The sequence below is a fragment of the Phyllobacterium sp. SB3 genome, assembly GCF_040009165.1.
Taxonomy (GTDB): Bacteria; Pseudomonadota; Alphaproteobacteria; order Rhizobiales; family Rhizobiaceae; genus Phyllobacterium.
The window spans coordinates 142,218-156,001 of record NZ_JBDYKI010000011.1 but is presented as its reverse complement, the minus strand read 5'-3'; the positions used below and the strand labels follow the sequence as shown (position 1 = coordinate 156,001).

Genomic DNA, 13,784 nt, shown 5'->3' with positions numbered 1-13,784 from the left:
GGGGTCATGACGAGCTCCTCTGTCTGATGGAATGGGCTACAAACAGCCGTCCCATCCTCGCGCAGTTGGGGCTCCTACTGAAGACATGACCTCCTTGCCGCTCCGGCGTAGCCGAGCGGGTTAGTCCAACCGCAGTAATCATCAGTTGACGATAATGCGAAGGAACACGCGCAGAACGCCTTGATTGCAGGAGCCTCCCCCCATAATTCCTTCGCATTATTTTAGAGCGTATCGAGCCAGGTGAGCAAGCCCGTATCCCGCTTCCATGATGGCTGATGACCTGCCGTCGTCGGAACATCGACCAGTTCCAATGCCTCTCGCTTTGTTTCCAGATTCGCTTTCGCGTAGTGGTTGGTGGTGTCGAGGCTCAAGTGGCCAAGCCAACTGCGTATGACCGTGATGTCGAAGCCCGCCGTGAACAATTCGATCCTCGATAACTGCCATGGTCGGGTCAGCTTTGCGACCAACGACGAGAGAACGGCGAAGAGGGTGAGTGACGCCCTTGGCAGCGCGACCGAAATGAAGGCGATGAAGAACTATGCCGGGCACCGGCTGTCGCCCTGGCTCGGGCACCTGATGGTGTCGCGCTCGGAAACCGCCCGCCAGTCGCTCACGCTAGGCGAGATCATGCAGCTTCCGCCGACAGACGAGATCGTCATGGTGGCCGGCACTCCCCCGATCCGGGCGAAGAAGGCGCGCTATTATGAGGACGCCCGCTTCCGTGAGCACCTGCTGTCGCCTCCCGATCTCAAACGCCCGGATCAGACCCGGCCGGATGATTGGAGCAGTCTGCCCATCCCGGCGCGGCCGGAAGCCTTTGATGCGCAACCGGCAGAGCGATCAAGCGATGAGGACCCGACCGAATCCAAACGGCGACTGCAACCGGAACTTGGCCGTGCGAAGCCGGTGGAGAAGAAGGTGCCGATCGAGAACGAATTCGAGATCGAGCTGCCGGACGACCTCGATGAGGATGCTATTCGCAACCGGCGCATGATCCGCCAGATGCAGGGCGTCGCCCGGCAGGTCTCACTCGATCCGAATGATGGCATGGAGTTTTAGGGGCCACGACCAGTCGCCGGAAGAAGGTAAAGACCACGATCTACCTGGACCCCGATGTCGAGAAGACGCTGGCGGATTTCGCCGCGCGGCGCGATCAATCGCAGTCCGTGATCGCGGAGGCCGCCATCGCGTCGTTCCTGTCGCCGGACGACGCAGAAAGGCGCGAGGCGGTCATCGCCAAACGCCTCGACCAAATCGACCGCCGCATGACGCGCCTAGAACGGGACGTCGGCATCGCCCTCGAAACCCTTGCGGTGTTCATCCGCTTCTGGATCACTACGCCGCCCGCTTTGCCGGAGCCGGCAGCGCAGGCAGCGCGAGCCAAGGCGAGCGAGCGCTATGAGGCGTTCATCACCGCCCTTGGCCGGCGTTTGGCACAGGGGCCGAAACTCCGTCAGGAGATTTCGGAGGATGTGGCAGGCTCAGATCAGTGAGCGAAACAGCTCAAGAATAACTTTACTTGTGAGGCAGGTGAATATCGGCAACTATTGAGCACTTCAAATCAGAAGTTAATCAGGTTTTGAAGCTGTCTGCTTCCGACCTCAATTCGGTCGCAGCGGCCAGCGTCCAGTTTGCCCGCAAGCGGACATTGGACTTGACCATGAATGGTGCGATAGAGGATATTCCGGCCTTTAGGGGGAGAAGTTATGACCGAAATGACAGTTCTTGCATTTGCTCTTGTCGCGCTCATCGGAATTGCGACACCCGGTCCGACCGTGCTGCTTGCTCTGGCGAACGGTTCGCGGTTCGGGGTGCGCCGCGCCTGCTTCGGCATGATCGGTGCGGTGCTGTCCGACTTCGTCCTGATCGGAGCCGTTGCTCTTGGGCTGGGAGCGCTTTTGGCCGCATCGGAATTTTGGTTCACTGTCGTTAAATGGGTGGGCGTTTGCTATCTTGCCTATCTCGGCGTCATGCTTCTGCGTTCCAAAGGAACGCTTGACGAGTCGCTTCGATCGGCGAGTATTTCCGGGTCTGGATCGGCAAAGCCCATCTTCCTCAAGAGCCTCCTGGTGGCCGTGACGAACCCGAAGGGCTATCTGTTCTTCTCGGCGTTCCTGCCGCAGTTCATCAACCCCACGGAAGCGCAGCTTCCGCAATATGTAATCCTTGCGCTTGTGTTCGCATGCATAGATTTCATGGTCATGCTCGCTTACGCGCTGCTTGGCTCGCAAGCCGTCAGACTGTTGAAGAGGTCCGGAGCGCTCTGGCTCGATCGTGTTTGCGGAGGCGCATTGCTGACGCTTGCCGGCTTACTCGCATTCTATCGTCGCTCAAATGCATGAGCTATTATCGCGATAATCCTGAATTTTGATACTGAAATCGGGACTGCGAACCTTCCAGGAGAATTTCTGGCACAAAGCCGGATGCAACATCCGGCATTTCGCCGTCGGCTTATGCGATAGCCAAGTTTAGCGCCCTTTGTCAGCTTTTTGGAAATCGTGCACAAACCGGACCGTCTTCTACCCACCCCAAATCGGAATGGTGGCTAACGAGCCGAGTCGAACCGGAGTAAGCGCGCATTTCTCTGCGCCTGTTCTTGATGCGGGTGATGCTGCACTTTGCGTCTCGCCCGAAGGAGGGGCGCGATGCGATGGATGGAAACGACAGAAACAACATTAAACTGAAGCCGATAGGCATCCGGGCGAATGGCGGTCGGGAATACGATCTGGCTGACAAGGCGAGGTTGCCTGAAGCCCGGGGTCTCGGTGGCCGGCATTGCGGTGGCACATGGGTTAAACTCGAATCTCGTGCGCAAATGGATTGGCAATTACCGGAAACGGCAGAGAGACAGGCAAAAGCTACGCGCTGCGCGCCTGCTCTGGTCGCGGATTATGCAGGAGTTCAAGCCGCAAAAGTCATCGTCGCTGATGCTACGCACGCACTGCCAGACCTCTGGTGTGTCGCTGCAAGAGCAGGATCCGTACAATAACGTCATCCGCACCGCCTACGAGGCGCTGTCGGCCGCGCTAGGCGGCACGCAGTCGCTGCACACGAATGCGCTGGACGAGGCTATCGCGCTGCCGACAGAGTTTTCGGCGTATTGCACGTAACACGCAGTTGATCTTGCAATATGAGACCGGCGTTACACGGGTGGTCGATCCGCTCGCTGGATCCTACTACTTGGAAAGCCTGACCGACGCGCTTGCGAAGCAAGCCTGGGCGCTGATCGAGGAAGTCGAGGCTCTCGGCGGCATGACCCATGCGGTCGAGACTGGCATGCCAAAGCGCAGGATTGAGGAGGCGGCAACCCGTCGCCAAGCCGCCGTCGATCGCGGTGAAGAGGTGATTGTTGGCGTCAATAAATACCGGCTCGAGAACGAAGACACAGTAGACATTCTGGATATCGATAACGCCGCTGTCCGCCTTGCCCAGATCAAGCGGATTGAGGAAACGAAGCGTCGCCGCGATCGTCGGCGCAGTACTGTCGACGCTGGCGGCGGTTGCCCGTACAGGCGTTGGAAATCTTCTGCAGGCGGCGGTGAAGGCCGCGCGGGCACGTGCCACGGTCAGTGAAATCTCGGATGCGATGCGTATGGTATTTAGTGATCATACCGCCACACCTGAGGTCGTTGCTAATGTCTACGGCGCTGCCTATGACGATGATCCGGAGTATTCTACTCTGGTCGACCGTCTCAGTGATTTTGCAAAGACGCTGTCGGTCAAACCAAAGATCATGGTCGCCAAGCTCGGCAGGACGGGCATGACCGCGGCGCCAAGATCATCGCATCCGCGTTTGGCGATATCGGTTTCGACGTATTGGCCGGCCCCTTGTTCCAGACCCCGGACGAAGCGGCCGACATGGCGTGAAGAGCCAAGTTCATGTTGTCGGAATATCGTCTCTTGCTGCAGGGCACAAGACGCTCGCGCCGCAACTCGTAAAGGCGCTGAAGGGACGCGGAGCGGAGCACATCGTCGTTGTCGTCGGTGGCGTTATTCCGCGTCAGGATTATGACTTCCTGCTCCAAAACGAAGTTTCCGCGGTCTTCGGCCCCGGCACAAACGTCCTCGAAGCTGCCCGTGCCATCATCGATTTGATGCAGGGCAATTTGCGTAATCAGTGAGGTGACATGCTAGGCGCCATAAACCACATTGCCATCGCAGTGCCGGATCTCGACGCCGCCATTGCCCTATATACTCGAACACTTCGCCCTTCGTGGTCTCTGACAAGGCATTTTCCTTCATAGGCCGTGGCAATGTCTTCGGACTTCCAGTCAGTATCCGGATCCTCGGCGCGGTGCTCATCGTCGGGGAATTCGTCCTCTGGAAAACAGTCTGCGGCCGCAGCCTCTATGCAATCGGCGGCAATGACGAGGCTTCGCGGCTTGCAGGCCTTCCGACGGCGTTCCTGCGCACGTCCACCTATGTCATCTGCGGCGCATGCGCGTCTCTCGGGGGCATGATCATCGCCTCACGGCTTTCCGTCGGGCAGGCTGATATCGGCTCTTCGATGGCGTTGGATTCGATTGCAGTCGTGGTAATTGGCGGTACCTCGCTGATGGGCGGCGAGGGCTCCGTCTGGGGAAGTGCGATCGGCCTGCTGATCGTCGCGGTTCTCACCAACCTCCTCGACAGCCTTGCAGTGGATTCCAATTATCAGCTTGTTATCAAAGGTACGATCGTCGTCGCGGCGGTCGCGCTCGATGCTTTCGCACGGTCTCGCAGGTGACAGTCGATGCGTTTCTGCAAACACCTGCAGCGATCTTTGACCCGTACTCCGGCGGGTAAAAGATGATCGCACCGCCTTTCGTCTCGCTCGCGACAATCTGGGAATCAAGATTTGAACGCAGATTCCAGATAGTCCAGGAAAACCCGGATCTTCGGCGGGACGAACTTTCGCGTCCGGTGGATCGCATAGATCGGATCAATCTCGTCGTTCTGCCTTTCGGGAAAAAGCTCGACCAGCCGTGAGATCGTCTCGAACTGCAAATTCCGTCAGTTGGACGATTCCGGCACCACCACATGCAAGGGCATGCAACATCTGGCTCTGGTTCGCCCCGATGCGACCGGTAATCCGGAGGTATTGCATGGAACCGTCTTTGTCCTTGAACGACCATGGCCGGTGAGCGATCGACGGTGTGAAATTTAGGCATTGATGCCGTGAAAGGTCTGCGGGCGAATTCGGCGTTCCGTACCGGTCGAGATAGGACGGCGCGGCACAAATGATCCACCGCGTGCCCGAAAACCGGCGTGCAATCAGCGAGGAGTCCGGCAGCGGCCCGACGTGAATGGCAACGTCTACCCCCCAACCGAGGGGATTGCCCGGGTCCATCGACGGCCGCCGTCGCCCGACATCCCTTCGCCTTGAAGATCTCGCGCACCTCTGCCGATGTCGTCGGTCGGCTCAGCCTGATGCGCCTGGCCGCGGTCGGCATCGATTGGAGCAGAATTGCCGAATAGCGCAGCACCGGGAATGCCCGGGCTTTGGCATTTGGAATCTGAACGGGTACGAGGCGCGGCGTAGGTCGCCCTTCCATCACCCGATCAAGAAGCGGCTTGGGTAAATCGGTTACCTTGATGATATCGGCAGCCAGTTCGTCGAAGGTCGCGCACTCAACGACCGCCACGTCCACGTCAGCCGCTTCGGCGCGCTCTAGGAATTCGATCACTGCAGGCAGTAAACGCGAAGCTGACGAGGTGAGCCAGTACAGTCCGTTGGGAAATGGCGACGGCGTATCGAGGACCCTGTTCAGCGCCTCCATGATCGAAGCGTCGCGTCCGCTGTAGCCGACGAAGATCATTCCGAAGCGCTTGCCGGATTCCACCAGTACATGCCGCATCCGGGCGTCCTGTTCCTCCAGTTCCGACCCCGTGTTCTTAATCGCGATTGACTGATAATCGCCGTGAAGCTTAGCGACCAACGGCCAATCCGATTCATTGAGGCACCGCATGGCGCGGTTCGCGGAATCGATGGCCGCCACAGTGGGACGGTTCTGATCGTCTACCGGCAGGATTGCATTTGCCGAATGCGCCGACTCCTCGATGAGCGGATCGAAATTCGTCGTGAAAACGCTATCGACCTTGCCAGCAGCCATAAGACTGCCAAGCACCTTATGTCCAAAACAGGGAGTGCCCTTGGAAATCGCATCGTCTATATACTGTCGGCGATGCCGCGCCTCTGGATAAACCGCTTCGAAGGCCTTGGCATATTCCGTAGGATCACCGTCAGGCGGCAACTGCGAGTTTTGGCGGAAAAAGGCATCGATCCTGTCGATCCAGATCGGATCAGCCGTATCGATCTCCCGCTTTGACAGGTTTGTCTCGCGGCAAAAGATTTGCGCCTTGAAATCGCGGATCATGGCATAGCCGGTCGGAATGCCAGAGGCGGCCGATGCACCAGCACCGAGGAACCATGCCACGAGGTTTGGCCTGAGATCGAAGACGGTCGCGAATTGTGCGGCGGATATAGTTTTTATCGGCACGGACTCCCCCTTTTAAGCGGTCGTGGGGAGCGGGTCGGTTCCCTCGCTCAAGATGGCGAGATATCGCCGGTAACTGAACACGCGCCCCCGTTTGCGCCCGGTGATTTCTTCGACGATGCCGAATCGTTCCAGATCGGCGAGCGCCGCATTGACCGTGGGGGCTGAGAGACCTGTTTGCTGAACGAGTTGGTTGGCCGTCAGGAACGGGTTTTGCTGAAACAGATCGTGGATACGCAGCGCAGAGCCTGCCCGGTCGCTCTCTGTCGTAATCCGCTCGCGGTCTTCCTTGAACAGATCGACAATCCGGGTGGCGGCCTCGAATGCCTGATTGGCCGTATCCGCAACACCGGCAAGGAAGAAATCGAGCCAGGCTTCCCATGCCCCGTGCTCGCGCACCTCCTGAAGCAGGCGGTAATAGTCGGCGCGATGCGTTTTAAGGTAGAGGCTCAGATAGAGCAGCGGCTTGCGCAGCACACCGTTGACGCACAGGTACAGCGTCACCAACAAGCGACCGATCCTGCCGTTTCCATCCAGGAACGGGTGGATGGTCTCGAATTGGACGTGCAGCAGCCCGGCCTTGATCAGGGCGGGCAGACGCGAGCCGTCCTCGTGCATGAAGCGCTCAAGCGCATCGAGACAAGCATCCATCTCGGTCGGCGGCGGCGGCACGAACAGTGCGTTGCCTGGACGTGAACCACCGATCCAGTTTTGAGACCGCCGAAACTCGCCGGGATTTTTCGTGCCGCCCCGCCCGCTTTGCAGCAGTCGCTCATGCATCTCGCGGATCAGACGTAGTGACAGCGGCAGGTCTTCCAGACGCTCCAGCCCATACATCATCGTATCGACATAGTTCGACACTTCACGGATGTCGTCGATCGGCTGGCCGGCCTGCGCCTCGGTTTCGAAGCGGAGCAGGTCCGAAAGAGTCGATTGTGTGCCTTCGATCTGGGATGAAAGGACGGCCTCCTTTCTCACATACATATAAAGGAACAGCTCTTGACGTGGCAGCAGCATGGTAATGCCGTCCAGGCGCCCCAAGGCGCGTTCGGCCAGACTTAACCGCTCCAGGAGGGCCAGCACGTCAATGGCCGGTTCTGGAGGCAGTGAGGGCGGTACGAAGGCACGCACGATTTCCCCCGAAACGGGGGTTTCAACAAAGCGGCCTAGCCGGAAGTTGGATGCTGATTCGGACATGCCCCATTATGCGAACGTGGCGTTATTTAAGCAATCAGCTTTTGGCTTAAATAGGGGGCGAGCTAAGATAAGCGCTCTTAAATAAGGGTCGACACCATCATCGGTAGGCACACGCAAACGGTTCTTGGCAGTATTTTTCCGCTTTCAGTGGCGGAAGCGCCGCCGATAGTGTTCGCTAAATGGTCCGTCCCCGGCAACACGGACGATAGCGAGTGATCCACAAGATCATTCATTCGACGGTCGGCATAAACAGCGAAGATGGACAACGTCGATCCACAAGCCTGTCATACCCAGACACTCCAGCGCCTTGCGAATGGATGGCCGAGGAGTGAAATCGATACCCTTATGCCGTGGAATTACGCCGCCTGAACGGCCACGGCTTGTAGCTTACAGTGCAACATTCGGCATTTCATAGGGGAATGCCAAGTGGGGGCCGAAATCTTATTATACGCCATTGCGCTACGCACCTGCACCCTGAGTTGCCAACTCAATTGCAATTTCGTCTAAACGCTGCGCCGCTTTGCCCTCAATTTTGTCAAGTGGTGCTCGGCAGATCGGCGTGGCGATCACTCCCATTCTATAGAGTAGATATTTTAAGGCCGGAAAGACGCCATAGGTGACAAGTTCGTCAATCACCATATTGCATTTCGACTGAATCGTTAGAGCCTCCTTATGGTCACCAGCATGAAACCTATTGACCAGATCCACATAGCGGCCACCCATGATATTATAAGTGCTCCCCACACCACCATTTGCACCGGATGCAAGTCCCGCTAACATCATCTCGTCGTATCCATTGAGGAGCAACATTTGGGGGTGGGCGCGTCGCAGTTGCTCCATTTGGTACATGTCTATTGCCGTTTGTTTTATACCAATCACTCCTGAAAGCTGCAAAAGTTCCTTCAGATCATTCGCTGTGAATCTCACTCCGCTCATAGCTGGAATGTTATAGATGATCAGTGGCAAGCCATCTGCTGCATCAATAATCGACTCGTAGTAAGATAGTATGCCTTTCTTTGAATGAGTGAAGTAGATTGGCGGAATGGCTGAAACCGCGTCGAAGCCTGCTTTGGCGCAAACCTTAGCTAGATAACGCGCTTCCCTGCTACCGATCGAGCCAACCTGTCCGATCAGTGCCCCTCGACCTTTGGAGGCTTCGGCCGCGATATTGAGCACTTTTTCTCGCTCGGAGGTCGACTGAAGCAAAGCTTCACCCGTCGAGCCACCGACATACAGACCGCTGACCCCTTGCTGGAAAATGAACTCGATCAGACGACGAAGGCACGTTTCTGAAACCTCTTCGTTCTGATCATAGGGCGTCATTAGGGCCGCATGTAGACCAGCAAGCTTTGGGTGAAAGTTCGTGTACTCTAGTCTTGTCATTTTACAACTCCTGAATGTAATGTCTGAACGCGCAAGAGCCACTCTAGAGGTCTCTGAAACCGTCCGGAACGATCAGCCTCTTTCGCCAATTCGACGAATATTGTGCAAACCAATCTCTGAGACACGACTGCTGCCAATCGCTGCCATTGTTTGCAACGTTTCTTCGTTGAGTATGCGTAGTATTTCCTCAGCACCGCTCTGCCCACCTGCAGCGATCCCATAGAGCGGCGCCCTGCCAACCATCACCGCGGTAGCGCCCGCTGCAAGAAGCTTCACGACATCACTGCCTCTGCGAACGCCACTGTCGGCAAGCACATCAAGACGCTCACCGACTGCATCGGCAATTTCAGAGAGAACCTGGATCGGTGCGATGCAGGTATCCAAGTTTCGAACGCCGTGGCTCGACACGACGATGCCGTCTATGCCGTGCTGACAGGCTCTCAACGCATCTGGTACGCTCAGGACGCCCTTCAAGACAAGCTTTCGCGGCCAAATCCTCCTAAGACGTTCAACATCCTGCCAGGTGGCATCATCAGCAACGATAGCTCCTGGCTTGCGTTCTTGATGGTTGATTTTCAAGGTGTATTCGTCGGTAAAGTGTTCGAAAGCCGGCATGCCTCGCGTCATGAGGTAACGTCCCAGCACCTTGAAGAGCCAACCAGGCCGGCGGGCCATGTCACGATATGTGGCCATTGATGGTCGCAGCGGGATCAGACCATTGCGCACGTTGTATTCCCTGTTCGGTGGAACCGGCATATCGACTGTTAACACTAAAGTGCTGACATTCGTTGCCTTTGCAATCTGAACCAGTCGGTCCGCAATTGATCGATCGCGGTGTAGATAAAGCTGGAGCCAGATAGGGGCATCAACAGCTTGGGCGATCCGCTCAAAGGATGTGGTGGAATCCATCGAGACACAGAAAGGTATACCAAGAGCTGCGCAGGCCCGGGCAAGAGAAATATCGCCATCATAATGCAGAAGGCCTGCGAGGCCGGTGGGGGCTACGATAAGTGGGCTGTTGTACTGTTCACCCATCACCCGAGTAACCAAGGAACGGTTGCTCACATCAACCAGGACTGACGGAATAATATTGACCTCATCAAACGACCGTCTCAGGTACTCCAGTCCTCGTTGGTCCTCGGCACCTCCATCCACGAAATCAAACAAACCTCTTGGAAGCCGCGTGCGGGCTCGCTGGCGAAAGTCGTAGAAGTTGAGGAGACATCGCGACATTCAGTCGGTGATCCTAACCTTGGACAGCGTGTCGTTCGAGCTTTTGCCAGTCCAATTCGATACCGTGTCCCGACGTATTGGGAGCCTCCGCATAGCCATCGACTATTCGAAGTGGGCGACTAAGAAATGCGTCGAGTGAATAGCCGTGGACCTCAAGAAAATCTGTACCCGGAAAGGCCGCCAAAAGGTGTATGGAGAGATCATGCAGGCCATGAGATGTGGTTATTGCACTATGGGACTCCGCGTATCGCGCAATTTTCGCAAACCCGGTGACCCCTCCACAATTAGTCACATCAGGTTCTGCATAGCCAATCCTTCCAGTATCGATAAGCTGCTTGAATTCTGAAAAGTTCCTCAGGTTCTCGCCGGCTGCAATGGGAACCAAACCACATTCGGCGATCGAGGCGTGACTTGCATAGTCGCGCGGTTCAACAGGCTCTTCGAGCCAAGTGAGACCATATGGATTAAATGCCTTTGCGGCCCGAAGCGCATTCATCCTCGACCAAGCCATATTCGCGTCTACCATTAGGGGGAATTGTTCGCCCAATTCCTCGCGCATAGCTTCGATGCGCTCTATGTCCTCACGAAGGCTTGGTCTGCCTACCTTCATCTTAATTGCGCGAAATCCATTCTCCCGAAAAGCTTCGGATTGAGCAAGAAGTTCTTCAATGGAAAAATTGAGGTCGATGCCACCAGCGTAGCATCGGACGTGTCCATCATGGCCCCCAAGCAGGCGCCACAACGGCATCTGCGCTCTCTTACCCTTGATATCCCATAATGCCACGTCGATCGCAGAGATAGCAAACGAGACGACGCCTCCTTGGCCGACATAATGCATGGCTCGCCACATATCCCGCCAACAAAGTTCAATGAGGTCGGCGTCCTTGCCGACTAAGGATTCGAGCAATCCACCCTCGAGCGCGCTGACAATCGCCAGGCCACCGCTCCCGCCGGTGTAAGTCAGTCCCAATCCTTGGACACCATCCTCATCTGTGACCCGAACCGCGATGAGTTCAAAATGTGTCTGTATACCGTGAGCGGCGTCCGACACAGGTTGTGCGAGTGGCACGCGATAGAGCCTCGCGGAGGCGCTTTGAATCTTCATTTGGTTTTTCCCTCCACGTATAGGTATTCGAAACTGTCTGCGGGTATTTCATTGCCAACCTGCCGACGCCGTCGTCATCAGAGTCGCAAAGATGTTCAGTCGATGTGCAGGGTTGGCAGCACGCCCTCCGATAAAATGCCTGCAACGGGCTTCATTAACTCGGAGCGGGCTTCCGCGCGTGGCGGATGCGCGCGCAGCGCGGCTTCGTTGACGTTTACACCCCAGCCAGGCCCCTCCGGAAGTTGTAATGTGCCATTGCGGATAGCCGGCGACCAAGAAAACAAATCATCCATCCATGGTACCTCGTCCACATCAATCTCCATGATCCGGAAATTAGGTACGAGCGCACAGAAATGAGCGCTGATCGCTGTCGCCAAATGGCCATAGAAGTTATGTGGAGCAACGTTTATTTCATAAGCATCTGCCATTGACGCGATTTTTACGGATTCGCCAAAGCCGTTCCAGATTACATCGATGATGGCGATATCTACGGCGCCTGCCTCAAAATAAGGCCGGTACGAGCGCCTTCCGAACAGACTCTCACCTGATGCAATCGGAGTCCTGATTGATGCTCTCAGCCGCGCGAGCGCCTGTGGGTCATAGAGGTCTATTTCGATCCATCCAAGGCCAAGTGGCTCCAGCGCGGTCGCTATGAGTTTCAACGTTTCTGGCTTGAAATTAAAATTCAAGTCCAGGAAAATTTCGGTGTTGTTGCCGGCACCCTTTCTGAAGGCTGCCAGCTCATCTAGAATTTCCTGCATCAAAGAGTGGGGAGGGGTTAAAGATGGGGCGTGTTCAGTCTGACCGAACCCAGGCATATAGATACTAGCGGTGCCTTGCCTGAATCGCATGATATTGGTTTTCAGGGCTTGAAAACCGCTTGCTGCAACTTCCCGTCCCTGACGCGCTACATCTTCAAGGCTGTTCATAGGGGGGGAACCCAGCATGTCTTGAAAAGCGATGCGGCGAGTTCCGCAATGGGACCAGTAGAGCGCCAGGCGCTCTCGCACTGCTCCACCAAAAAGCATCGAAACTGGTACCCCGAGGATCTTGCCTTTGATATCCAAAAGGCTGTTTTCGACAGCGGCCATCGCCTGTGCATTGAGGCCTCCAGGAAGCTGCCGGGACATAGCATATAGCATTGCCATAATCCGTTCGGTTTGCATCGGATCGCAACCAACGACCAGCGAAGCCATGGCATCGAGGACTGCATCAAGCCCTAGGCTCCCGTAACACTCGTTGAATTCCGCCCATCCGATGGTTCCATCGTCTGAGACCATTTTCAGAAATGAAAGGGTTCTCCAGCCAGCGTCACAGTGAAGAATTTCGTAGCTTGCAATTCTGGCGCTCATCTTTTTCTCCGAGGGAATAGAGCCGAAGTACTGCGGCGGCGCTGTTGAAGTTACAAAGACCTTAGACCTCCTCCCAACGAGGCTAGGCTTGACAATCCACGCTAAATACGTCTCGTTATCGCCATAAAAACGATTGTATATGCGAGGAATGCGACGATGACAAGAGTTGCGATCATTGGCCCCGGGGCAATTGGCGGTACCATCGCCATCTGGCTCGCAAATGCGGGGGTGGACGTCACACTATGTTCAAGGACTGGACTCGGCGAGTTACATCTCATCACCCCTTACGATGAGTACCGTGCGGCGCCGCATATCCTCCTGCCCGGCGAGGATGGTAGGGGAGCCGTGGATTTTGTCTTCGTTACCACAAAAACCTACGACGCGGCCGGCGCGGCTGCTTGGTTTCCCGTGCTTGTCGACAATATGACAAGGGTCGCAATCCTGCAAAACGGTGTCGAACACGTCGAAAGGTTCAGCGATTTTCTGCCGGAAGATCAAATTATTCCCGTAGTCGTTGACATACCGGCCGAACGTAAGGCTGTCGGTGAATATTTCAACCGCGATCGAGGCAAGCTCACCCTTAAGGCCCAGCCCAAGGGCGAAGAAATCAAATCGCTGTTTCTTGGCGCACCTGTCGATGTGGAGCTCGTCTCCGACTTCAAGTCGGCGGCTTGGCGAAAACTGGCATTAAACAGTGCGGGGGCCGTTTCTGCCTTGACACTCAAGCCGGCCAGCATCGTCAATCATCCTTCGGCAGAGCGGATCATGCGACACCTGATTGCGGAATGTGTTCAGATCGGCATCGCCGAAGGTGCAGAACTTGATATGTCGATTGTCGAGCAGGTAATAGATCGATATCGTACGGATAGTCCGGAAGGCATCAATTCTTTACATGCTGACCGCTTGGCGGGTCGTGCCATGGAGGTGGACGCCCGGCATGGTGTCATTGTGAGACTGGGTCAGCGTCATGGAATTGCAACACCGGTGAATGCGTTAGTGGCTGCTTTGTTGGAAGCATCGACTTGATTAAGCAACGGG

Annotated in this window: 13 protein-coding genes and 4 pseudogenes; 10 read left to right on the top strand and 7 right to left on the bottom strand. The window is 56.2% G+C overall.

Translation table 11 applies throughout. The features are described 5' to 3' along the window. Positions 1 to 221: 221 nt before the first annotated feature. Positions 222 to 422: a hypothetical protein gene (locus ABKW30_RS27110; protein WP_348602056.1), complete on the bottom strand. Its 201-nt coding sequence runs from the start codon at positions 420 to 422 to the stop codon at positions 222 to 224. Between ABKW30_RS27110 and ABKW30_RS27105 the strand changes: the two are divergent. The 8 genes and pseudogenes from ABKW30_RS27105 to ABKW30_RS27070 all read left to right on the top strand — a co-directional run. Then, positions 418 to 1,059, top strand: a pseudogene (locus ABKW30_RS27105) (type IV secretory system conjugative DNA transfer family protein); the annotation flags it as partial. The gene ABKW30_RS27110 and the pseudogene ABKW30_RS27105 overlap by 5 nt on opposite strands. A gap of 38 nt (positions 1,060 to 1,097) precedes the next feature. Next, positions 1,098 to 1,493 carry a CopG family transcriptional regulator gene (locus ABKW30_RS27100; protein ID WP_348602070.1) on the top strand — a complete coding sequence of 132 codons (396 nt, stop codon included), beginning with the start codon at positions 1,098 to 1,100 and terminating at the stop codon, positions 1,491 to 1,493. A gap of 213 nt (positions 1,494 to 1,706) precedes the next feature. After that, entirely contained in the window at positions 1,707 to 2,342 is a 636-nt protein-coding gene (locus ABKW30_RS27095) for a LysE family translocator (protein WP_348602055.1), read from the top strand. Between the two features lie 363 nt (positions 2,343 to 2,705). After that, positions 2,706 to 3,110, top strand: coding sequence for a methylmalonyl-CoA mutase family protein (locus ABKW30_RS27090; protein ID WP_348602054.1), 405 nt, complete (start codon positions 2,706 to 2,708; stop codon positions 3,108 to 3,110). Then, a pseudogene (locus tag ABKW30_RS27085) lies at positions 3,055 to 3,420 on the top strand (methylmalonyl-CoA mutase family protein); the annotation flags it as partial. The gene ABKW30_RS27090 and the pseudogene ABKW30_RS27085, both read left to right, overlap by 56 nt. Positions 3,421 to 3,424: 4 nt before the next feature. Continuing rightward, positions 3,425 to 3,541 (top strand): annotated as a pseudogene (locus ABKW30_RS27080) (hypothetical protein); the annotation flags it as partial. 244 nt (positions 3,542 to 3,785) lie between these two features. Beyond that, positions 3,786 to 4,121, top strand: a complete 336-nt coding sequence (locus tag ABKW30_RS27075; RefSeq protein WP_348602069.1) for a cobalamin-dependent protein — start codon at positions 3,786 to 3,788, stop codon at positions 4,119 to 4,121. A 92-nt stretch (positions 4,122 to 4,213) separates the two neighbouring features. Next, entirely contained in the window at positions 4,214 to 4,726 is a 513-nt protein-coding gene (locus ABKW30_RS27070; RefSeq protein WP_348602053.1) for an ABC transporter permease, read from the top strand. Here ABKW30_RS27070 and ABKW30_RS27065 read toward each other — a convergent pair. Continuing rightward, positions 4,665 to 6,479 carry an SIR2 family protein gene (locus ABKW30_RS27065; RefSeq protein WP_348602052.1) on the bottom strand — a complete coding sequence of 605 codons (1,815 nt, stop codon included), beginning with the start codon at positions 6,477 to 6,479 and terminating at the stop codon, positions 4,665 to 4,667. The genes ABKW30_RS27070 and ABKW30_RS27065 overlap by 62 nt on opposite strands. A 12-nt stretch (positions 6,480 to 6,491) precedes the next feature. Beyond that, positions 6,492 to 7,673: a Fic family protein gene (locus ABKW30_RS27060; protein ID WP_348602051.1), complete on the bottom strand. Its 1,182-nt coding sequence runs from the start codon at positions 7,671 to 7,673 to the stop codon at positions 6,492 to 6,494. Between the two features lie 249 nt (positions 7,674 to 7,922). Between ABKW30_RS27060 and ABKW30_RS27055 the strand changes: the two are divergent. Next, a pseudogene (locus ABKW30_RS27055) lies at positions 7,923 to 8,042 on the top strand (transposase domain-containing protein); the annotation flags it as partial. 90 nt (positions 8,043 to 8,132) lie between these two features. Here ABKW30_RS27055 and ABKW30_RS27050 read toward each other — a convergent pair. The 4 genes from ABKW30_RS27050 to ABKW30_RS27035 form a co-directional block, all read right to left on the bottom strand. Further along, positions 8,133 to 9,056: an N-acetylneuraminate lyase gene (locus tag ABKW30_RS27050; protein WP_348602050.1), complete on the bottom strand. Its 924-nt coding sequence runs from the start codon at positions 9,054 to 9,056 to the stop codon at positions 8,133 to 8,135. A gap of 72 nt (positions 9,057 to 9,128) precedes the next feature. Next, the gene (locus ABKW30_RS27045) at positions 9,129 to 10,289 is read right to left on the bottom strand and encodes an alpha-hydroxy acid oxidase (protein WP_348602049.1); all 1,161 of its coding nucleotides are present in this window, start codon (positions 10,287 to 10,289) and stop codon (positions 9,129 to 9,131) included. Positions 10,290 to 10,302: 13 nt separating this feature from the next. After that, positions 10,303 to 11,394 carry a mandelate racemase/muconate lactonizing enzyme family protein gene (locus tag ABKW30_RS27040; RefSeq protein ID WP_348602048.1) on the bottom strand — a complete coding sequence of 364 codons (1,092 nt, stop codon included), beginning with the start codon at positions 11,392 to 11,394 and terminating at the stop codon, positions 10,303 to 10,305. 95 nt (positions 11,395 to 11,489) lie between these two features. Continuing rightward, positions 11,490 to 12,746 carry a mandelate racemase/muconate lactonizing enzyme family protein gene (locus ABKW30_RS27035; protein WP_348602047.1) on the bottom strand — a complete coding sequence of 419 codons (1,257 nt, stop codon included), beginning with the start codon at positions 12,744 to 12,746 and terminating at the stop codon, positions 11,490 to 11,492. Between the two features lie 156 nt (positions 12,747 to 12,902). Here ABKW30_RS27035 and ABKW30_RS27030 point away from each other — a divergent pair, with 156 nt between their 5' ends. Next, entirely contained in the window at positions 12,903 to 13,772 is an 870-nt protein-coding gene (locus ABKW30_RS27030; protein ID WP_348602046.1) for a 2-dehydropantoate 2-reductase, read from the top strand. Positions 13,773 to 13,784: the final 12 nt, after the last annotated feature.

Bases quoted from the DNA above. Each gene is read 5' to 3' on its own strand.
- ABKW30_RS27035 (WP_348602047.1), bottom strand. From the start codon at position 12,746: ATGAGCGCCAGAATTGCAAGCTACGAAATTCTTCACTGTGACGCTGGC.
- ABKW30_RS27060 (WP_348602051.1), bottom strand. From the start codon at position 7,673: ATGTCCGAATCAGCATCCAACTTCCGGCTAGGCCGCTTTGTTGAAACC.
- ABKW30_RS27045 (WP_348602049.1), bottom strand. From the start codon at position 10,289: ATGTCGCGATGTCTCCTCAACTTCTACGACTTTCGCCAGCGAGCCCGC.
- ABKW30_RS27050 (WP_348602050.1), bottom strand. From the start codon at position 9,056: ATGACAAGACTAGAGTACACGAACTTTCACCCAAAGCTTGCTGGTCTA.
- ABKW30_RS27030 (WP_348602046.1), top strand. From the start codon at position 12,903: ATGACAAGAGTTGCGATCATTGGCCCCGGGGCAATTGGCGGTACCATC.
- ABKW30_RS27090 (WP_348602054.1), top strand. From the start codon at position 2,706: ATGGCGGTCGGGAATACGATCTGGCTGACAAGGCGAGGTTGCCTGAAG.
- ABKW30_RS27040 (WP_348602048.1), bottom strand. From the start codon at position 11,394: ATGAAGATTCAAAGCGCCTCCGCGAGGCTCTATCGCGTGCCACTCGCA.
- ABKW30_RS27095 (WP_348602055.1), top strand. From the start codon at position 1,707: ATGACCGAAATGACAGTTCTTGCATTTGCTCTTGTCGCGCTCATCGGA.